The sequence below is a fragment of the Magnetospirillum sp. UT-4 genome (genome assembly GCF_902729435.1).
Lineage (GTDB): Bacteria > Pseudomonadota > Alphaproteobacteria > Rhodospirillales > Magnetospirillaceae > Magnetospirillum.
On record NZ_CACVCG010000057.1, the window covers coordinates 133,200 to 153,630 of the forward strand.

A 20,431-nucleotide genomic window follows, 5' to 3' on the forward strand; every position below is an offset into this window, starting at 1 on the left:
ATGGCAGACGCCACCGCAACCATTCACGGCCCGTTCAGGGCGCGCAGGGCCCGGTTGGCCACCGCCAGCATGGCGAGGTCGATCTGGGGCGCCGCCCGCAGTTCGGCCAGCAGGGCATCGGCGCGCTCGATTTCGGCCCGCCGGCCCGCCGCCCAGGCCGCCAGCGCCTCGGCCGGCGGCAGGGCCGACGCGGCGGCGGCGGCGGCGAAGTCGCGCTGGTGGGCATGCAGGTCCTCGATGGCGGCGGCCGCCGCCAGCTTCTGCCAGTGGCCCTGGATCGCCAGGCCCTGTGCCGTCGCCCGCAACCAGCCCAGCCCGAAGCGGGCGCCGACGGCGTAATAGAGCGCGCCGGCCTGCTCGACGCCCAGCCCGTTGCCGGCGGCGATGCGGATGATTTCGGGCGCCGAGGCCAGCACGATAAGGTCGGCGACCTGCCGCGCCAGCTCGTCGGGCACGCCGCGGCCGCGGTAATCGGCGGCGCGCGCCGCCACCGCCTCGGCCTGGTCGGGCGGCAGGATGGCGGGCAGCGCCGCCTCCAGCGCGGCGATTCCGGGGGCGAGGGCGGCCAGGGCGTCGCCGATGCCCTGGCCCATACCCTCGCCGGCCGGCAGGCAGCGCACCGCCCAGGCGGCGGCACGGTCGAGCAGGCGGTTGGCCTCGGCCAGCATGGCGATCTGCGCCGCCGCCGGCACCGTTCCGTCGAGGGCCTCGATCCCGGCCCACACCCGGCGCAGGCCGAAGGCCTCGCGCACCACGATATAGGCGCGCGCCACCTCGGCCGGCGCGGCGCCGGTGCGCTCGGCGATCTCGGACACGAAGGCGATGCCGACCCGGTTGATCATGCTGTTGACCACCGACGTGGCGACGATCTCGCGGCGCAGGCGGTGGCCGGCGATGGCGGCGGCGAAACGCTGCCGCAGCGGCGTCGGGAAGTAGAGCGCCAGGTCGCTGGCCAGGAACGGGTCGTCGGGCAGGGCCGAGGCCAGCAGGTGGTCGTGCAGCCAGACCTTGGCATAGGCCAGCAGCACCGCCAGTTCGGGCCGCACCAGGCCCTGGTGCCGGGTGGCCCGCTCCAGCAGCGCCTCGTCGTCGGGCAGCACCTCCACCACGCGGTCCAGCCGCCCCTGCTTCTCCAGCAGGCGCATGAAGCGCGCCGCCGCCTCCAGCTGATCGGCGGCCGCCGCCTCCATGACGCTGAGGGCCTGGGTCTGCAGGGTGTTGTGGCGCAGCACCAAAGCCGCCACCTCGTCGGTCATGGCCGCCAGCAGCCGGTCGCGCCCCGGCCCGTCGAGGTCGCCGGCGCGGACCACCCCGTCCAGCAGGATCTTGATGTTGACCTCGTGGTCCGAGGTGTCGACGCCGGCCGAATTGTCGATGGCGTCGGTGTTGATCCGGCCGCCGGCCAGGGCGTAGTCGATGCGCGCCGCCTGGGTCAGGGCCAGATTGGCGCCCTCGCCCACCACCCTGGCGCGCAGCCGGTGGGCGTCGACCCGCAGGGCGTCGTTGGCGCGGTCGCCGGCCTCGGCATGGCCCTGGCGGGCCGATTTCACGTAGGTGCCGATGCCGCCGAAGAACAGCAGGTCCACCTCGGCGGTGAGCAGGATGCGGATCAGCTCGGCCGGGGTGACGGTGGCGGCCGTGATGCCGAAGCGCGCCGCCATCTCGGGGCTGACCGGGATCGACTTGGCCGTGCGGGCGAACACCCCGCCGCCCGGCGACAGCGCCGCCCGGTCGTAATCGGGCCAGGCCCTGGCCTCGCCGAACAGCCGCCGCCGTTCCGCCAGCGCGACCGCCGGATCGGGATCGGGATCGATGAAGACGTGGCTGTGATTGAAGGCGCCGACCAGGCGGATGCGCGGGCTCAGCAGCATGGCGTTGCCGAACACGTCGCCGGACATGTCGCCGACCCCCACCACGGTGAAGTCCTCGGCCTGGGTGTCGCGGCCCATCTCGCGGAAATGGCGTTTGACCGCCTCCCAGGCGCCGCGCGCGGTGATGCCCATGGCCTTGTGGTCGTAGCCCTTGGAGCCGCCGCTGGCGAAGGCGTCGCCCAGCCAGAAGCCGTATTCGGCGGAAATCCCGTTGGCGATGTCGGAGAAGCTGGCGGTGCCCTTGTCGGCCGCCACCACCAGATAGGGATCGTCGCCGTCCAGCCGCACCACGGCGGGCGGCGGCACCACCGCCGCGTCCACCAGATTGTCGGTGAGGTCGAGCAGCCCGCGCATCATGGTGCGGTAACACTCCACCGCTTCCGCCAGCAGCCCGGCACGGTCGGCTCCCGGCGGCGGGCGCTTGAGCACGAAGCCGCCCTTGGCGCCCACCGGCACGATCACCGCGTTCTTGACCATCTGCGCCTTCATCAGGCCCAGGATCTCGGTGCGGAAATCCTCGGGCCGGTCGGACCAGCGGATGCCGCCGCGCGCCACCTTGCCGCCGCGCAGATGGATGGCCTCGACCCGGGGCGAGCAGACGAAGATCTCGGCCATGGGCCGGGGCAGCGGCAGCTCGTCGAGGGCGCGCGACGCGATCTTGATGGACAGATAGGGTTTCGGCCCGCCATCGGCGGCGGGCTGGAAGAAGTTGGTGCGCAGGGTCGCCCGCACCGCCGCCAGGACGCGGCGCAGGATGCGGTCGTCGTCGGCCTTCTCCACCGTCTCCAGGGCGGCGGCGGCGGCCGCGTCGGCATGATCGGCATCGCCACCATTGGCAGGATCGAAGCGGGCCAGGAACAGGTCGAGGATGGCCGAGGCCGCCTGCGGGTTGTCGGCCAGGGCGCGCTCCATGTAGGCCTGGCCGAAGGCGATGCCGGCCTGGCGCAGGAAGCGGCCATAGGCGCGCAGCACCGCCACCTGCCGCCAGTCCAGCCCGGCCGCCAGCACCAGGCGGTTGAAGCCGTCGCACTCGGCATCGCCGGCCCAGACCCGCGCCAGGGTCTCCTCGAACGGCCCGGCGCGCCCCTCCACGTCGAGGGGTCCGCCATCGGCGCCCTCCACAGTCAGCACCTGCAGCCACACCGGCTCGGCGCGGTCGGCCCGGCGCAGCGGATGCGGGACCTCGGAGATCACCCGCACCCCCATGGTTTCCAGCATGGGCAGGATGTCGGACAGCGGCACCGGCGTGCCCGGACGCAGCAGCCGCAGCTCGGCGCGCCCGGACTGCCCGGCACGAACGGACTGGTCACCGGGCCGGCACAGGCTGGCGGCCAGGGGGCGCCCGGCCACCACCGCTTCCGCCCGGGCCAGGTCGGCCAAGGCGGCCTCGGGGGCGTGGGCATCGCGGTAGCCGGCGGCGAAGCCGTCCCGCCACAGCCGCGCCAGCCGCAGGCCCTCGGCCTCGCCGTGACGGCGGACCAGCGCGTCCTGCAGCCGGTCCGGCCACGACCGCGCCGCCAGGGCGATGCGCGCCTCGAGCGCCGCCAGGTCCACCGCCGCCAGAGTCCTCCCGGGCCGGGTGCGCACCAGCACCTGCAGCAGGGCCAGGGGGGAATCGCCGACCTGGGCGTGATAGGAATCGACGGTGCCGTCCCAGGCCCGCTCCAGCAGCGCCTGGACCGTCAGGCGCAGCGGCGTGTCGTAATGGTCGCGCGGCAGGAACACCAGGCACGAGACGAAGCGGCCGAACTCGTCGGCGCGGACGAACAGCGCCGGCCGGGGCCGCCGGCGCAGCCGCAGGATGCCGATGGCCACCGCGTACAGCGCGTCCTCGGACATCTGGAACAGTTCGTCGCGGGGAAAGGTCTCCAGGATGTTGGCCAGCGCCTTGGCATCGTGGCCCGAGGGCGGGAAGCCGGCGCGGGCCTGCACCGCCGCCACCTTGGCGCGCAGCAGCGGGATGCCGGCCGGGTCGCGGGTATAGGCGGCGGCGGTGAACAGCCCGAGGAAGGCGTGCATGCCCACCGCCTCGCCATCGGCGCCCAGGCGCTTCGCCCCGATGACGTCCATGCGCACCGGCCGGTGGATGGCCGACAGCTGCGCCGACTTGGTGACCAGCAGCGGCCGGCCGCGGCGCAGGAAGGCCCGCACCTCGGCCGGCATCTCGGCCAGCGGCACCGCATCGTCGAACACCCGCGCGGCGGGATCGGCCAGCAGGCCGAGGCCGGCCCCGGCATCCACCACCACCTTCAACCCGTCCTCGCCGTCGGCGAAGCGAAACGAGCGGTATCCGAGAAAGGTGAAATGGTCGCGGCCGAGCCAGTCGAGAAAGGCCACCGCCTCGGCGATGCCGGTGCCGGGGCCCGAGTCCGCCAGCTCCCGCGCCGCCTCGCCCAGCCGGTCGGCCATCGACCGCCAGTCGGCGACGGCGCGGCGAAGGTCGGCCAGCACGCCGTCCAGGCGTGTGCGCAGCTGCCCGGCGGAGTCCGGGTCGAGGCGGTCGACCACCAGATGCATGGCGGATTCGGCGCTCAGGCCGTCGCCGTCGCGCTCGGCCAGAATATCCAGGCGGCCGGCACCGTCGCGGCGCACGAACAGCACCGGGTGCAGCAGGCGATGGATGGCGATGCCCAGGCGCTCGAAGGCCATGGCCACCGAATCCACCAGGAACGGCATGTCGTCGTTGACGATCTCCACCACGGTGCGCGGTGCTCCGCCCTCATCGGCGTCATGCAGGCGCACCAGCGCGGTACCGGCCGGGCGGTGGTCGAGGAGGCCTGCGAGGCCAAGGGCGGCGCCGTGGAGCTGGTCCGCCGTCAGGCCGGCCGGCTCGCCGCCGGCCGCCACCATCAGCCGCGCCAGACGCTCGATCCGCGCCGCCCGCATCGGTTCCAGCGCCGCCCGGGCGAGGGCCGACACCCCGCGGGCCAATCCGTCATGCGCGTCTTCCATGGGCGTGGCGCCTCCCCGACCGCTATGCCCTCATTTGGGCCTTCCCGCCGCCCGCGCCACCTGCATCAGCGCGCGCGAACAGATTTCCTCGGCCGGCATGCCGGTGGTCTTGCACTCCAGCTCGGCCTCCAGCAGCAATTCGAGGGCGCGGCCCAGCCGGTCGGTGGACCAGCGTCCGAGCTGGCGGCGGAAGCGGTCCTCGGCCTTGAAGATGACCGGCGGCTTCAGGCTTTTCATCGCCACATCGGCGGACTTGCCATGGGCCACCAGCCCTGCCGCCAGGTGCAGGCGCTGGATGTGGCGCGACACGGCGCGCAGCACGGTGACCGCCGCGGTGCCCTCGCGGAACAGCCGCTCCAGCGCCCGCTGGGCGGTGGCGTGGTCGCCGTCGGCGGCGGCCAGGGCGAGGTCGTCCATGGACAGGGCGGCGGAATCGCCGATGCAGGCGGCGGCATCCTCCAACGTCACCCGGCCCGGCCCGCCCATGTAGAGGGCCAGCTTCTGCAGTTCGGCGCGGGTGAGGCGGCGGTCGCCGCCGAGATGGCCGGCCAGATAGGCCAGCGCGTCGGGCTCGGCCGACAGGCCGCCGGCCTTGAGTTCCTCGGCGATCACCTGCTGCAGGCTCTGGCCCTCGTCGGCGTAGCAGGCCAGCGCCGCGGCGTTGTCGGCCGCCTCGAACAGCTTGCGCAGGGATGAGCGCGGACCCAGCTCGCCGCCCTCCAGCACCACCAGCGCGTCGCCGGCGGGATGGGCGAGGAAGGACTGCGCCACGCCGGTCAGGCCGTCGCCGGCATCGCGCACCACCACCGCGCGCCGTCCGCCGGTCAGCGCGATGGCGGCGGCCTCGTCGGCCAGGCGGGCGGGATCGTCCTTGAGGGCGGCCGGCGACAGCTCGGCGACGCGGAAGGGGTCGTGGGGATCGGGCACCACCGAACGCACCAGACGGTCGACCCGCTCGCGCACCAGGCCGCTGTCGGGACCATAGACCAGGATCGCCCGGGCCGCCGCATCGGGGGCCTTGAGGAAGGCTTCACCTTTTTGGCCCGACAGCTTCACCGCTCGTCGACGTGCGGGGCGAAGGAGGTGGTTCCCGGCCCCGCCTTGTGGCCGGCGATGACCGCCGCCGCCTGGGCGGCGACCCGCTCGGCCAGGTCCGAGACGGCCTTGGCTTCGGCGTCGCGCTCCATGGCGACGCTGCCGTAGCCGGGACCGAGGAAGCGGAACGTCACCGACGACCGCATGCTGTATGATGCCAGCGCGGCGCCGCTCTCGGCATCCTGAAGGTTGACGTGGGCGAACAGCACCGAATTGCCGATGGAGGCCTTGCCGTCCCGGCGCTCCGCCAGACCCTCGAAGGACTGGGCCAGGCGAACGTCCAGGGTGAAACGCGGATCGGCCGGCTCGCCCTTGGGGGTGAGGCGGTGGACCAAGTCGTTGCGCAATTGCTGGCCCAGCCTGTCCTTGATGGGCAACACCCGCACGCCGGCCAGTTCGGCGGCCAGCCCGTCGGGCTGCTGCGAGCGCGCGTGCAGCGGCTGGAACCCGCAGCCGGCCGGACCGAGGGCGGCGAGGACGAGGACGAGAAGGGCTCTAGACCACCACATTGACGATCCGGTTCGGCACCACCACCACCTTGCGCGGCGGCTTCCCCGACATTGCCGCGATCACCGGGGGCTGCGCAAGCGCCGTTTCTTCGGCGAGCTTGGGATCGGCGTCCTTGGGCAGCTCGATGGTGGCGCGCAGCTTGCCGTTGACCTGGACCGCGACGGTGACCGAATCCTCCACCAGCAGCGCCGCCTCGGCCACCGGCCAGGGGGTATGGACCACCGGAACCGCGTGGCCCAGGGCCGCCCACATCTCCTCGGCCAGATGCGGCATCATCGGCGCCGCCAGCAGTGCCGCCGCCTCCAGACCTTCGCGCAGCACCCAGGCGCGGTCGGGGGCATCGGCGGAAACCTCGCCCAGGGCATTGGTCATCTCGCGCAGGCGCGCCACCGCCTTGTTGAAGTGGAATTTTTCCAGGTCGTCGGTGATTGCGGCGACGGTCTTGTGCACCAGCCGGCGCAGCTTCAGCGCCTCGTCGCCCAGCTCCGGCATGGCCGAACCGGGGGCCGGCAGCGTGTCGGCCGTTCCCGCCACCATGCGCCACAGCCGGTTGACGTAGCGCCAGGCGCCGTCGATGCCGGCCTCGGTCCATTCCAGGTCACGTTCGGGCGGCGAGTCGGACAGCATGAACAGCCGCGCGGTATCGGCACCGTAGGTGGCGATGATGTGGGCGGGATCGACCACGTTGCGTTTGGACTTGCTCATCTTCTCGGAGCGGCCCAGCGTCACCGGGGCGCCGGTGGAGGCATGGACCGGCCTGCCGCCCTCGCCCCGGGTCACCTCGTCGGGATAGAGCCAGGCGCCGGCCTGGTCCTTGTAGGTCTCGTGGCAGACCATGCCTTGCGTCAGCAGGCCGGCGAAGGGCTCGTCCACGCCGAGATAGCCGCAGGTCTTCAGCGCGCGGGTGAAGAAGCGCGAATAGAGCAGGTGCAGCACCGCGTGCTCGATGCCGCCGATATACTGATCGACGGGCAGCCAGCGATCGGCCTCGGCGCGGTCGAAGGCGACGTCGTCGCGGGTGGGCGAGCAGAAGCGGGCGAAATACCACGACGATTCGAAGAAGGTGTCGAAGGTGTCGGTCTCGCGCCGGGCCGGCTTGCCGCAGGCCGGGCAGGCGACGTGCTTCCAGGTCGGGTGATGGTCGAGCGGGTTGCCCGGCTTGTCGAAGCCGACGTCCTCGGGCAGGCGGACCGGCAGATCGGCCGCCGGCACCGGCACCACGCCGCAGGACTCGCAATGGATGATGGGGATCGGGCAGCCCCAATAGCGCTGCCGCGACACGCCCCAGTCCCGGAGGCGCCAGTTGACGGTGCGGGCGCCGCGCCCGTCGGCCTCGATGCGGGCGATGGCGGCGGCCTTGGCGTCATCGACCCCCATGCCGTCCATGAAGCCCGAGTTGAACAGGGTGCCGCCCTCGCTGTAGGCCTCGGCCCCGACCTGGAAGGTGGCGGGATTTTCGCCCGGCGGCAGCACCACCGGCTTGACCGGCAGCCCGTACTTGCGGGCGAAGTCGAGGTCGCGCTGGTCGTGGGCGGGGCAGCCGAAGATGGCGCCCGAGCCGTATTCCATCAGCACGAAATTGGCCACGTAGACCGGCAGCTCCCAGCCCGGCACGAAGGGATGCAGGGCCTTCAGCCCGGTATCGACGCCCTTCTTCTCGGCGGTCTCCAGCGCCGCTTCCGAGGTGCCCATGCGGTTGCACTCGGCGATGAACTCGGCCAGTGCCGGGTTCGCCTCCGCCAGCTCGGCGGCCAGCGGGTGGTTGGGCGAGATGGCCAGGAAGGCGGCGCCGAACAGGGTGTCGGGGCGGGTGGTGAAGATTTCCAGCGTCTCTGGTCTGCCGGCCAGGTCCCACACCAGGCGCGCCCCCTCGGACCGCCCGATCCAGTTCTCCTGCATCAGCCGCACCCGGTCGGGCCAGCGCTCCAGCGACCCCAGCGCCGCCAGCAGGTCCTCGGCGAAATCGGTGATCTTGAGGAACCACTGGGCCAGCAGGCGCTTTTCCACCAGCGCGCCGGAGCGCCAGCCGCGGCCGTCGATGACCTGCTCGTTGGCCAGCACGGTGTTCTCGACCGGGTCCCAGTTGACCCAGGATTCCTTGCGGTAGACCAGTCCGGCCTTCAGGAAATCCAGGAACATCTTCTGTTCGTGGCGGTAGTAGTCGGGCTCGCAGGTGGCGACCTCGCGCCCCCAATCGTAGGACAGGCCCATGGATTTCAGCTGCTCGCGCATGGCGGCGATGTTCTCGCGCGTCCACTTGGCCGGGTGCACCCCGCGCTCGATGGCGGCGTTCTCGGCCGGCAGGCCGAAGGCGTCCCAGCCCATGGGATGCAGCACGTCGAAGCCCTTGGCCCGCTTGTAGCGCGCCACCACGTCGCCCAGGGTGTAGTTGCGCACGTGGCCCATGTGGATGCGCCCCGACGGATAGGGAAACATCTCGAGCACATAGTATTTGGGACGGGCGGGATGGCGGCCGGCGACGAAGGCGCCGCCCTGTTCCCAGGCCTGCTGCCAGCGGGCTTCGGTGTCCTTGACGTTGTAGCGGTCGTCGATGCGCGACATAATGGTCCCCGTCACTGAAGCGCGCCGCCCCGGACGGCGGGTCCGGCGGCGGCGCCTGGCGATTCCCGGCGAGTTTATTCCGAAACGATGCGCAGCTGGCGGGCGCGGGTGAGGATGGAGTTCTCGAGATCGGTGGCCATCCTGGTCTCGACCTTCATGTCCATCCACTGGCCGGTGGAATCGCGGCCCTGCTTGAACACCGAGACCTTGACCCCGTCGGCGCGCAGCGCGCGATCGAGGATGAAGACGTTGACCTTGAAGCGCTCGGCCGGCGATTCCGGCAGCTGGTACCAGTCGGTGATGATGGTGCCGCCGAACGGGTCGGCCGAGGCGATGGGCATGAAGCCCAGGGTGTCCAGCGACGCCCGCCACAGGAACGAGTTGACGCCGATGCCGGCGGCCTCGCCCTTGTCCTTCTTGTTGTCGCCGAACAGGCCCTCGGGCCCGAACACCGTCTCGCGCTTCTCGCCCGGCATGCGCGGCGCGCTGGCACCCTTGTCCCTGGTGGGATAGACCGCCTGGGCGTGGTCGCAGGCCGACAACGCCACCGCCGACAGGGCCAGGCCGGCCACCACGCAAACCCCCGCAAACCTGATCTTCATCGTACGTCCACCTTGATATCCACCGGACACTGCCTTCGGCATAGTCGGGCATTCTGGCACAAAAAGGGCGCTGGGCAGAATGCTACGGCACCGCCCGGCGGGCAATTGATTTGTCCCACCACCCTTGGCGGTCCTGCAATTGGGCTGCGGCACGGGCGATCACGTCTCCCCACGCGCCGTTGACGGACTGCCGGATCAGGCGCAGCGAGCCGTACCACGGGCTGTCCTCGCGCCCGAGGAACCAGGTCCACAACGGCGATGCCGCCAGCAGCAGCAGGGTCGGCACCCCCAGGGCGCCGGCCGCGTGAACGGTGGCGTTGCTGATGGTGACGACGCCGTCCAGGGCGGCGATCTGCGCCAGGAACGCCTCCATGTCGGACATCTGGTCGATCTCGGGGTCGACATGAATGCGGGTCCCGGTCCGCCGGTATGCGGCTTCGATCTCCTCGGCCACGTCGCCGTATTGCAGGCAGACGAACGAGTGGCCGGGCAACGCCAGGATCGGGTCCCAGTATTCCAGGCCGCAGGATTTGCGCCGGCCGTTCACCAGGTTCTTGGAGCGCCAGGCTAGCCCGATGCGCCGCCCGGGAAGCGCCGAATACCGCTCGCGGGCCGCCGCGAGACGGATCGGGTCGGCGGCGAGATAGGCCCCCGGGGCGGCCGGAAAAGCCGGCCAATCCGGGCGCAAGTGGCGCACCGCTTCGCCACTGGCGCACTGGAAGGCGATGCGGGAATCCAGCAGGGCCGGCTGGAAGGATTCGCCGCGCGGGAACACCGCGACGTTGTCGGGCAGGGATCGTGCCAGCACCGGCACCAGCCTGGGATCGGTGTGAACCAGGACGCGCGCCGCCCGGGTCGCCAGCTCCGGCAGCACCGAGGCCTGAAGGATGTCGTCGCCGATGCCCTGCTCGCCCCAGACGACGATGGCGCGCCCCCTCAGGTCCTCGCCCGTCCAAGCCGCCTGCGGCAGCGGCTGCGCCAGGATGCCGCCGGCGGCGATGCCGGCGGTGAAGCGATGGGCGAATTCCGGCCATCCATCCCGCAGGTTTCCCGCCAGCAGCAGCGCCTGGCCCAGGTGAAGGTGCAGGGCCCCATTGCCGGAATCGAGGGCGACGGCGGCCCGCAGCCGCTCGATGGCCGCGTCCGCCCTGCCATCCGCCAGGTCGAGGGCGCCGTGCTCGTATTCGGCGATGGCCCGCGACGGCGCTGCCAGCGCCGGATCGGCAGCGATTTCGGCGTAAGCCGCGCGGGCCGCCCCGGCGTCGCCGAGAAGGGCGAGGGTGCCGGCCAGCGCCAGGCGGTGCTCCGCCGCCCCCCGACCCAGAGCCAGGGCCCGCTGGTGACTGGCAAGGGCGTCCGCGCTGCGCCCGGCGATGGCCTGGGCACGGCCCAGCGCCGACCACTGGCCAGGGTCGGCGCAGTCGGGGGCAACCGCCCGTTCCAGGCTGTCGGCCGCCTCGGGGCGCTGCAACTGGAGCTGCAGCCGGCCGAGGTCCCACCAATCCCCTGGGCTGCCGCGCAACCGCGCCACCTCGGCCCGGGCGTCGATGGCCGCGTCCAGTTCACCCAGGGCGGCATGCAGGGCGGCCATGCCCTCCCTGGCTTGGAGGCTGTCACCGTCGAGGGCCAGGATGTCGCGGAGAACCCCGAGGGCGTCGCGCGGGCGCCCCGCCTCGCCCAGCATGGCGGCGAGATTGAACCGGATGCCGATATCGCCGCCCGCCCGGCCGGCCGCCCAGGCCTGCCATTCCAGGGCTTCGGCGGAGCGCCCGGTGGTGCGCAGGAGATGGGCCAGCACCACCGCCGGCTCGGGCCGGCGGCGATGGTCGCGGACGGCCCGGCGCAGCAGGGCCTCGGCCTCGGCGGCCAATCCCCTGGCGATCATGACCTGGGCGAGCCCCGCCGCCTGGCGGGCGGCAGCGATGGCGTCGGCCTTGCCCAGGCGGCGGCATGCCGCTTCGGCCTCGCGCCATCGTCCCGCCGCAACCAGGGCCGCCACCGGGGCGGGCGCCGGCGCCCCCGTCCTCGGGACCATCCGGGCGGCTACCGGCTACGCTGGGCGCAGGCCAGCATGGCGTCGCGTTCGGCGAACCAGACGTCGGCATAGCCGCAGTCGCGGTAATCGTCGAAATACGGGCCGCCGATGGTGTAGTGGATCAACGACAGGTCCTCTACGGGCGCTTGCGGATCGTAGTCAACCAGGTGGCCCCAGCGATGGGGCAACTCGCCGATCAGGCCGTCGTCACCCAGCCACTTGAACTGGTGAAGGTCGAGGCCGCTGGCGGTGTTGACGTAGTCGGGGGTCAAGGCCCGGCAGCGGGCGTTGTTGAACAGCATGACGCTGGACCAGTTCTTCTTTTCGTATTTGGTCTGGACCGCGCCCAGGAACTTGACCTCCTCCTGCGGCCGGTGGTCGTGCTTGACCACCATCAGCGCATAGCGGTCGTCGGCAAGGGCGAACAGCTTGGCGATGTCGTCGAGCACCAGCATGTCGCAGTCGATGAACAGCGACCAGCCCTCGAAGCCGGACAGGCTGGGCGTCAGGAACCGCGAGAAGGAAAAGTCGGTGGATTGCAGCGGGTTGCGCTCACGGACCATCAGGCCGCCCAGCTGCCCGAGGGCGAGCGGCACCACCGCCGTCGGCGTCGACGCCCGCCGCAGGATCGAATGCTGCAATACATTGTAGGCGACCGCCTCGCGCGGGTCGTAGCCGATGAAGACGCGATTCATGATGGTATTCCCCCTGGACAACCCGGCCGATCGTCCTGTTGCACATTCGCCACAGTGAGCGGCGTTCGACACATCCTACTCCGTCCGTTGCTTGACTTGCCCCTTCTGGCGTGGCTGGATCAGCGGCGTTCGTTCATTTGGATTGCGGGTGCGCTTTCGCATCCCTGTGTCAATAGAGAGGAGATACCATGAAGAAGGTTCTTATCGCCAGCACCGCGCTGGTCGCTGCCGGCCTGATGACCGCCGGCCCGGCCGCCGCTTCCGAGAAGATCAAGCTCAACCTGGGCGGCTTCTCCAAGTGGTGGGTCGTCGGCGCCTGGCAGGACGGCGTCTACGAGGCCGGCACCGGCACCGAGTACTCGAACGTCGATATCAAGGGCGACAACGAGATCTACTTCTCGGGTTCGACCAAGCTCGACAACGGCATCGAAGTCGGCATCCAGGTCGAGATGGAAGCCGGCGGTGGCGACACCGGCGACCAGATCGACGAGTCGTATGTGTGGATCGGCACCGGTTTCGGTAAGTTCATCGTCGGTTCCGAGAACAACGGCATCTACCTGCTGCACAACACCGCTCCGGACGCCGCTGGCAACTGGAACGAAGGCGGCGTGATGACCGGCGGCAACGCCATCGCCAAGCCGACCAATGTCACCCTGCCGGGCCTGGCCAATGCCGGCCTGACCACCGCCCCGGTGACCTCGAACGACACCGAGAAGCTGACCTACGTCGCTCCGACCTTCTACGGTCTGACCGTCGGCGGTTCCTACGTGCCGAACGCCACCAGCGAAGACGACCGCGCCCCGACCGCCGCCGTCGACATGTTCGGTGTCGCCGCCCTGTACGCCAACACCTTCGGTGGCGTCGGCGTCAAGGTCGATGCCGGCTTCGCCTGGGCTGACACCTCGAAGAGCACCGAGACCAACTACGAGTGGGTCGCTGGCGCTCAGCTGTCCTATGCCGGCTTCACCCTGGGCGGTTCGTACCGTCAGGTGATCGAGAACCAGAAGGGCACCTCGGCCACTCTGACGAACGCCAACAACGCCACGGCGTCGCTGGACGGCTACGTGTGGGATATCGGCCTGATGTACGCCACCGGCCCGTATGCCATCAGCCTGGCCTACATCACCTCCGAAGTTGACGGCGCCATCGCCACCAGCGACTCGGACGAAGTCACCGCCTACCAGCTGTCGGGCAAGTACAACCTCGGCGCTGGCGTCGATGTCCTCGCCTCCATCGGCCACGTCGAGTATGTGGACGAGGTTGCCGTCACCGCCACCGGCGACGCCGACCACAACGAGGGTTGGACCGTCATGACCGGTCTGTCGCTGGCCTTCTAATCGGCCTCGACATTTCGCTTGAGGGAGAGGGCGGCTTCGGCCGCCCTTTTTCTGTTTGTGGCGTCGCGGAGGAACGGGAACTGCTCGCGAGCGACCTTTCTTTCCGGGCGAATCGCGTGCCCCGGGAAGCGACCGGCCGATCCCAATTTGTGATGTTTTTGCAACAGCAAGAGAAAACGCGAGTTAAGACTGATTCGCAGCATTGACCCCCGTTCGCGCATTCCCTAGGATGCCCCCAGATTAAGCACGGTTGCTGATGCCTTGCTTTTAAGCACTGAAGACGAGGGACCTACCATGAAGAAGATCCTGATTGCCAGCACCGCCCTGGTCGCCGCCGGTCTGATGACCGCCGGCCCGGCTGCGGCTTCCGAGAAGATCAAGCTCAACCTGGGCGGCTATTCCAAGTGGTGGATGGTCGGCGCCTGGCAGGAAGGCTCCTACGAGGCCGGCACCGGTGTCGAATACGCCAACGTCGACATCAAGGGCGACAACGAGATCTTCTTCGCCGGCGACACCAAGCTGGACAACGGCATGATGGTCGGCGTCCAGGTCGAGCTGGAAGCCGGTGGCGACGCCGTCGGCAACGACCGTATCGACAAGAGCTACGTCTACGTCTCCGGCGGCTTCGGTAAGGTCATCCTCGGCTCCGAGGCAAACGGCACTGCCCTGCTGCATGTGATGGCGCCGGAAGCGGCCGCCAACAACGACGCCGATGGCGTGCTGACCGGTGGTTGGGCCATCTCGCGCCCGGCCAACGTCAGCCGCGTCGTCGCCACCGTCATCGACACCGATGCCGAGGCCGAGGGCATCACCTACGTCGCCCCGACCTTCTACGGCCTGACCATCGGCGGCTCCTACAAGCCGTCGGCCACCGAAGACTCGCGGGCCGCCGAGCGCGCCCAGGAGATCTACGGCATCGGCGCCCTGTATGCCCGTGAGTTCGGCCCCGTGGGCCTGAAGGTTTCCGCCGGCTGGGTCACCTACGACCTGTCCACGGGCACCGAGAGGTCCAACGAGTACAGCACCGGCTTCCAGGTGGCCTATTCCGGCTTCACCCTGGGCGCCTCCTACCGCAACATCAACCAGAACGAACGGGGTGGCCTGGCGCTGAATGCCGGCAACGCCAACAATCTGGCCAATTCTTCTGACACCCAGGCCTTCGACGTCGGCCTGACCTACGCCACCGGCCCCTACACCGTTGGTGCCTATTACTTCAAGTCCAAGTCCCCGGACACCATCGCCACCGAGGGCGACGACGTGTTCGAGGTCTACCAGGTCTCGGGTGCCTACAATCTGGGCGCCGGCGTCGATCTGCTGGCCACCGTCGGCCATGCCGAATACGACGACGAGACCGCCGCGGTCGCCACCGGCGACGCCAACCACAACAAGGGTTGGGCTGTCATGACCGGTCTCGCCCTGACCTTCTAAGTCGGACGAGGGCTTTGTTTCAGACCCCGCGGGCTTCGGCCCGCGGGGTTTTGTTTTGCCTGAACGCCCCGATGGCGGCCGCCCCGGCGGCCCGTCCGGCCAGGCGCCGCCAGGTCCGATCATTGATTCCGCCCAGGGCGAGCACCGGCAGCCCGGCCCGGCGCGCCCACAGGCCGAAACGGGTTTCACCCAGGGTGGCGGCACCCGGATGGCTGGCGGTGGGAAAGACCGGCGACAGCAGCGCCGCATGCGCTTTCAGACACCGTGCCCGCGCCAGGGCGGCCGGTGAATGCGCCGCCACGGTCAGCAGCAGGCGCCGGCGTCGCACCCAGCCCAGCGCCGGTGACAGCACGCCATGGCGGGCCAGCCCCTCGGGCAGGTGCAGGCCGGCGGCGCCGAGCCGGGCGGCCAGCCGCCAGTCGGCGGCGACCAGCAGCACCAGGCGGCGCCGACGCGCCACCGCCACCGCCGCCAATCCCACGGCCAGCCGGTCGGGGGCACCGTAGGGACGCAGCAGCACCCCCGTGCCGGCCGGCAGACGCGCCGCCGCCGCCGCGACATCGGGCAGGCGCACCGTGTCGCCGACCAGGATGCGGGTCGGAATCCGCCGCCGTTTGTCTTGCCGTGCCGGCTTTGCTAGGGTCATGGCCGCCATCCTACAGGAGTCCCGGCACCGTGTCCGACGTCGCCGCCAACCTTGCCGCCCTGCGGTCCCGCATCGCCGCCGCCTGCGCCGCCGCCGGGCGCGACGCGGCCGCAATCACCCTGGTGGCGGTGAGCAAGACCCACCCGGCCGAGGCGGTGGGTCAGGCCCTGGCGGCCGGCCAGCGCGTGTTCGGCGAGAACCGGGTGCAGGAAGCCAAGGCCAAGTTCCCCGATCTCAGGGCGGCGTGGCCGGACCTCGCGCTGCACCTGATCGGCCCCCTGCAGACCAACAAGGTGCGCGACGCCGTCGCCCTCTTCGACGTCATCGAGACGGTGGACCGCCCCAAGCTGGCCCGCGCCCTGGCCGACGAGATGGCGCGCGCCGGCCGCTTTCCCCGCTGCCTGGTGCAGGTCAATATCGGCCGCGAGGCGCAGAAGGCCGGCATTGATCCCGACCAGGCCGACGCCCTGATCGCGCTGTGCCGGAACGAATACCGGCTGCCGCTGTGCGGGGTGATGGCCATCCCGCCGGCCGACCAGGACCCGGCGCCGTATTTCCGCCTGCTGGCCGAGATCGCCCGGCGCAATGGGTTGGAGGTGGTGAGCATGGGCATGAGCGGCGATTTCGAGGCGGCGATTGCCGAAGGGGCTACCCATGTGCGGGTCGGCTCGGCCATCTTCGGCAGCCGGCCCTATCCCGCCTGAGGCGCTCTCTATTGCACCGTCAGCGGCGTCGGTGCCGGCACCGGCTTCGCCACCATGCCGTTGGCGCGCTCGTACTTGTCCAGCGCCTGGGCCATGGCGTTCAGCCAATCGACGTTGCCGCCCGGCTTGGCCGGCGCGGTCGGGCTCACCTCCTGGGCGGCGATGGCCGATGCGCTGCCATGGGCGACCGGATCGCGGCCGGTGATCGGCACGTTGGAGCGGTTGCCGCTGTTGGACACCGGCACCGAAACCGGCGGCGGGCCATTGTCGGGGTTGAGGTTGGGGTTGCGCGGCGGCACCGCGAAGAACCGGGCCGGCGGCGCCAGCGCGGCCGGCGGGGCCGGCATGGGCGGCAGCAGCGGCGAGGCCGAGGCCAGCTTCACCGGTTCGGCGTTCGCCCCGGCGGAGGTCACCATGCCGTCGATGGTGAACATCGCCGGCCGGGCGCCCCCCGTCTGGGAGGTGGCGGCCGGGATGGCAATGACCGGGGCGGAATTGGTTTCGGTCCCGGCCGCGGCGGCGGCCAGCTTGACCGGCTCGGGCGTTTTTTCGGCGGCGGTCTGCACCGGGGCGTCGGAGGGGTCGTCCTCGCCGCGGATCATGGCCAGCATGTGGCCGCCCAGGTCCTTGCCGGTTTCCGCCTCGACGGCGACGCCGATCAGCGCTCCCGCCAGGCCGATGGGTCCGCCGAACAGGGCGCCGCCGGCGACGCGGGCCCCGACTCCGATCTTGTCGCCGGTCAGCTCCTGATAGATGTCGCTGACGATGGGGATGTGCTGCAGCGGATTGATGACGTCGAGGACGTCCCAGAAGCTGGGCTCGTCGCCGTCGCCGAACATGGACAGGTCCTTGCCGCGGCGTTCGGCGCGGGCGGTGTCGGCGCGCTCGCTGGGCAGGAACGGCACCAGCCGGTCGGGATCGCTGTAGGCGGGCAGTTCGGCGGCGGAAATGCTCATGACTCACCTCTGTGGGGTCCGGTTCCACCGTTGCAATCACGGTGCCAGATGGCAAGTCGTTCAATTCATTGAGTTTCTTTGGTGCCCCGGACGGTCCGTCCCGGCAGAAACTGCCGCCCGCCTAGAAAAGATGGCCGCTGCGGGTGGCCTTGGTGCGCAAATAGCCTTGGTTGTGGTCGTTGGACGGGAACACGTGCGGCACCCGCTCCGCCACCTGGATGCCGTGGGCGGCCAGGGAATCGACCTTGCGCGGATTGTTGGTCAACAGCCGGACGCTGCCGATGCCCAGCAGGCGCAGCATCTGGGCAGCCGGCTGGTAGATGCGCTCGTCGTCGTCGAAGCCCAGCTGCAGATTGGCGTCCAGGGTGTCGAAGCCCTCGTCCTGCAGGCGGTAGGCGCGCAGCTTGTTGACCAGGCCGATGCCGCGGCCCTCCTGGCTGAGATAGAGCAGCACGCCGCTGCCGGCCTGGGCGATCTCGGCGATGGCGCCGCGCAACTGGTCGCCGCAATCGCAGCGCAGGGACCCCAAAAGGTCGCCGGTGAAGCATTCGGAATGCAGCCGGGCCAGCACCGGGCGGTCGCCATCGGGCTCGCCGATGACGATGGCCAGATGCTCGATGCCGCCGTCGGCGGGGCGGAAGGCGACGATGCGGGCGTTCTCGGCATCCTTCAGCGGCACCCGCGCCTCGGACACCATGCACAGGCTGCGGGCGGCGATCTGCTGGTGGGCGGCGATGTCGGCGGCATCCACCACCAGCAGGCCGGAGAGCAGCAGCGCCCCCGAGGGCGGCACCGCCACCAGGGTCGCCGGCAGCAGGCGGGCGACCTTGGCCAGCGCCACCGAGGCGGCGATGCCCGAGCCTGCATCGGCGGCCCGCACCGACAGGGCGGCGAGATCGGGCTCGGGCACCTCGCGTGCCACCGGGTCGGCCAGCCAGGCCACCACCTCGGCGGTGAGCCCCTCGGCCATATCGACGCGGACCACACCGTCGGGCGCCTCGGCCAGCCCCAGCACGGCGGCGCGGCGTCCGGTCACCGCCAGGCCCGGGCGGGCGCCGGCCAGGGTGGTGAGGGTGGCCAGGGAATCGGCGGTCGCCGCCTCGGCCGCCAGGGCATAGGCGATGCGCTGGTCGTCGCCGCGCACGGCGACGATGCCGCCGCGGCGCAACTCGGCGACGGCGCGGTCGACGGCGATCAAGGGGGGCGGGGCCGGCTGGGCCGGGCCGGGGGTGAGGTCGAGCGGCCTCGTCATGGGGAAAAAACGGCCATGCCTGGGGTCAAGGGGGGGCACCATAGCGGTTTTCGCCGCGCGGCAAAAGGGGGCGTCCCGCCATTCCCGCCATCGGCATTCTGTATTATATCTGGCGCCGCGACGACTCGTTCCCAATGGGACACCATGGCGCCCCGCCACCGCCTTCTCCTGATCGACGACGACCCGGTCCTGCGCCAGACCCTGGCCGAGCTGCTGGAGGGCGCCGGCTATGACGTGGCCGCCGTCGCCGGCCCGGCGGATTCCACTGGTTTCGACTTGGGCGGCTTCGACCTGTTGGTCGGCGGCCCCGTGGATTCCGGAGAGGTGCCGGTGCTGGCGCTGGCCAAGCCGGTGCGGCCGCGCACCCTGCTGGGCGAGATCGGGCGCTGCCTGGCCGCGCGGCCCGATGGATTCGCCCTTGGCCCCTGGCGGGTCGACTTGGCGGCCCGCCTGCTCGCCGACCCCACCGGGCGCAGGGTGCGCCTGACCGACAAGGAAGCGGCCATCCTCGAGCACCTGCACCGGGCCGGCGGCGTGGTCGCGCGCGAGACGCTGCTGGCCGAGGTGTGGGGCTACTCCGCCCATGTCGATACCCATACCCTGGAGACCCATATCTACCGCCTGCGGCGCAAAATCGAGGCGGATCCGTCCAATGTCTGCCTGCTGGTCACCGAGGCGGGCGGCTACCGACTTGGCTCCTGATGCTTTGTTCTTGAAACGTTTGCATGGCCCTGATAAAGTCACGCTAGAAACGCGATCCGCCTGAAGTTCCTGCGTGATATTTTGTGATGCGACACAACTTAATACTGCCGAAGTTAACATTCATATTGTTATTGGCGTGCTATGGGCCTGCCCATGCCGCTGACGAGGTGCTGCCCGGACCCGTCCTGGCTCGCGTGGTCAAGGTGGTGGATGGTGACACCGTGGCGGTGCGGGCGCGCATCTGGCTGGGCCAGGACGTGGAGACCAATGTCCGCATCCTCGGCATCGACACCCCCGAGACCCGCGGACGCTGCGAGCGGGAACGCGACCTGGCGCGCCAGGCCAAGGATTTCGTCACCGCGCGGCTGGTGGTGGACGACGTGATCACCCTCAACGACGTGACCCACGACAAATACGGCAAGCGGGTGGTGGCCCGTGTCGTCACCGGCGGCGGCGAGGATATCGGCGCCGGACTGATCTCGGCCGGGCTGGCCCGGGCCTATGGCGGCGCCACCAAGACCGGCTGGTGCCCTGGTTAAAGCACCGAGCGATCAATCTGAACCTGCCCCATTCTCGTCATGCCCGGGCTTGACCCGGGCATCCATGTGGCGGAGCCTAACACACTGTTTTAAAAGGATTTCAGGCGGACCCAGGTGGATGGCCGGGTCAAGCCCGGCCATGACGACGGAGTTTATTGCAGATTTCAGACGCGCCGCTCTAGCCTTTGACCAGCATCGGCCCCAGGCGGCGGCCACCGAAGACGTGGATGTGCAGGTGGGGCACTTCCTGGCCGCCATTGGCGCCCACATTGGCCAGCATGCGCCAGCCCTCGGCGGTCACCCCCACCATCTCGGCGACCTGGGCGACGGCGCGGAACAGGGCGGCGATCTCGCCGTCCGAGGCCCTGGCGGTGAAATCCTCCATGGAGACATAGGCCCCCTTGGGGATCACCAGCACATGCACCGGCGCCTGCGGGTTGATGTCGTGGAAGGCCAGGGTGTGGTCGTCCTCGTGCACCTTCTTGCACGGAATCTCTCCGCGCAGGATCTTGGCGAAGATGTTGTTGGGATCGTAGGCCATGACG

General features: G+C 70.5%; 16 protein-coding genes. 5 read left to right on the top strand and 11 right to left on the bottom strand.

All coding sequences use genetic code 11. The features are described 5' to 3' along the window. Positions 1-23: 23 nt before the first annotated feature. From MTBUT4_RS09690 to MTBUT4_RS09720, 7 genes are all read right to left on the bottom strand, one after another. Complete coding sequence (locus MTBUT4_RS09690) at positions 24-4,823, bottom strand: NAD-glutamate dehydrogenase (protein WP_173979483.1); 4,800 nt, start codon at positions 4,821-4,823, stop codon at positions 24-26. Positions 4,824-4,853: 30 nt separating this feature from the next. Beyond that, complete coding sequence (holA, locus tag MTBUT4_RS09695; protein WP_173979484.1) at positions 4,854-5,879, bottom strand: DNA polymerase III subunit delta; 1,026 nt, start codon at positions 5,877-5,879, stop codon at positions 4,854-4,856. After that, positions 5,876-6,427: a hypothetical protein gene (locus tag MTBUT4_RS09700; RefSeq protein ID WP_173979485.1), complete on the bottom strand. Its 552-nt coding sequence runs from the start codon at positions 6,425-6,427 to the stop codon at positions 5,876-5,878. The genes holA and MTBUT4_RS09700 overlap by 4 nt, the downstream gene beginning before the upstream one ends. Further along, the gene (leuS, locus tag MTBUT4_RS09705; RefSeq protein ID WP_173979486.1) at positions 6,414-8,990 is read right to left on the bottom strand and encodes a leucine--tRNA ligase; all 2,577 of its coding nucleotides are present in this window, start codon (positions 8,988-8,990) and stop codon (positions 6,414-6,416) included. The genes MTBUT4_RS09700 and leuS overlap by 14 nt, the downstream gene beginning before the upstream one ends. A 74-nt stretch (positions 8,991-9,064) precedes the next feature. Then, positions 9,065-9,592, bottom strand: a complete 528-nt coding sequence (locus tag MTBUT4_RS09710; protein ID WP_173979487.1) for a DUF3576 domain-containing protein — start codon at positions 9,590-9,592, stop codon at positions 9,065-9,067. Positions 9,593-9,674: 82 nt separating this feature from the next. Further along, entirely contained in the window at positions 9,675-11,627 is a 1,953-nt protein-coding gene (locus tag MTBUT4_RS09715) for a hypothetical protein (protein WP_173979488.1), read from the bottom strand. Positions 11,628-11,635: 8 nt separating this feature from the next. Next, positions 11,636-12,322 carry a glycosyltransferase gene (locus MTBUT4_RS09720; protein WP_173979489.1) on the bottom strand — a complete coding sequence of 229 codons (687 nt, stop codon included), beginning with the start codon at positions 12,320-12,322 and terminating at the stop codon, positions 11,636-11,638. Between the two features lie 188 nt (positions 12,323-12,510). Between MTBUT4_RS09720 and MTBUT4_RS09725 the strand changes: the two genes are divergently transcribed. Both MTBUT4_RS09725 and MTBUT4_RS09730 read left to right on the top strand, forming a co-directional pair. Continuing rightward, positions 12,511-13,659: a porin gene (locus tag MTBUT4_RS09725; RefSeq protein ID WP_173979490.1), complete on the top strand. Its 1,149-nt coding sequence runs from the start codon at positions 12,511-12,513 to the stop codon at positions 13,657-13,659. A 294-nt stretch (positions 13,660-13,953) separates the two neighbouring features. Then, complete coding sequence (locus MTBUT4_RS09730) at positions 13,954-15,087, top strand: porin (protein ID WP_173979491.1); 1,134 nt, start codon at positions 13,954-13,956, stop codon at positions 15,085-15,087. A gap of 19 nt (positions 15,088-15,106) precedes the next feature. Here the strand turns inward: MTBUT4_RS09730 and MTBUT4_RS09735 are convergent, their stop codons facing one another. After that, complete coding sequence (locus tag MTBUT4_RS09735) at positions 15,107-15,733, bottom strand: thiamine phosphate synthase (RefSeq protein WP_173979492.1); 627 nt, start codon at positions 15,731-15,733, stop codon at positions 15,107-15,109. 29 nt (positions 15,734-15,762) lie between these two features. Between MTBUT4_RS09735 and MTBUT4_RS09740 the strand changes: the two genes are divergently transcribed. Further along, positions 15,763-16,437, top strand: a complete 675-nt coding sequence (locus tag MTBUT4_RS09740; RefSeq protein WP_173979493.1) for a YggS family pyridoxal phosphate-dependent enzyme — start codon at positions 15,763-15,765, stop codon at positions 16,435-16,437. 8 nt (positions 16,438-16,445) lie between these two features. Here MTBUT4_RS09740 and MTBUT4_RS09745 read toward each other — a convergent pair whose 3' ends face one another. Beyond that, positions 16,446-17,393, bottom strand: a complete 948-nt coding sequence (locus MTBUT4_RS09745) for a hypothetical protein (protein ID WP_173979494.1) — start codon at positions 17,391-17,393, stop codon at positions 16,446-16,448. Between the two features lie 121 nt (positions 17,394-17,514). Next, positions 17,515-18,645 carry a GTP cyclohydrolase II gene (gene ribA / locus MTBUT4_RS09750; protein WP_173979495.1) on the bottom strand — a complete coding sequence of 377 codons (1,131 nt, stop codon included), beginning with the start codon at positions 18,643-18,645 and terminating at the stop codon, positions 17,515-17,517. A gap of 144 nt (positions 18,646-18,789) precedes the next feature. On the opposite strand from ribA, the gene MTBUT4_RS09755 reads away from it, so the two are divergent. Beyond that, positions 18,790-19,347, top strand: coding sequence for a response regulator transcription factor (locus MTBUT4_RS09755; protein WP_173979496.1), 558 nt, complete (start codon positions 18,790-18,792; stop codon positions 19,345-19,347). 167 nt (positions 19,348-19,514) lie between these two features. Next, positions 19,515-19,886, top strand: a complete 372-nt coding sequence (locus MTBUT4_RS09760; protein ID WP_254434803.1) for a thermonuclease family protein — start codon at positions 19,515-19,517, stop codon at positions 19,884-19,886. A 178-nt stretch (positions 19,887-20,064) separates the two neighbouring features. Here MTBUT4_RS09760 and MTBUT4_RS09765 read toward each other — a convergent pair whose 3' ends face one another. Beyond that, a complete protein-coding gene (locus MTBUT4_RS09765) occupies positions 20,065-20,427 on the bottom strand; it encodes a histidine triad nucleotide-binding protein (RefSeq protein ID WP_173979498.1) in 363 nt (120 codons plus the stop codon). Positions 20,428-20,431: the final 4 nt, after the last annotated feature.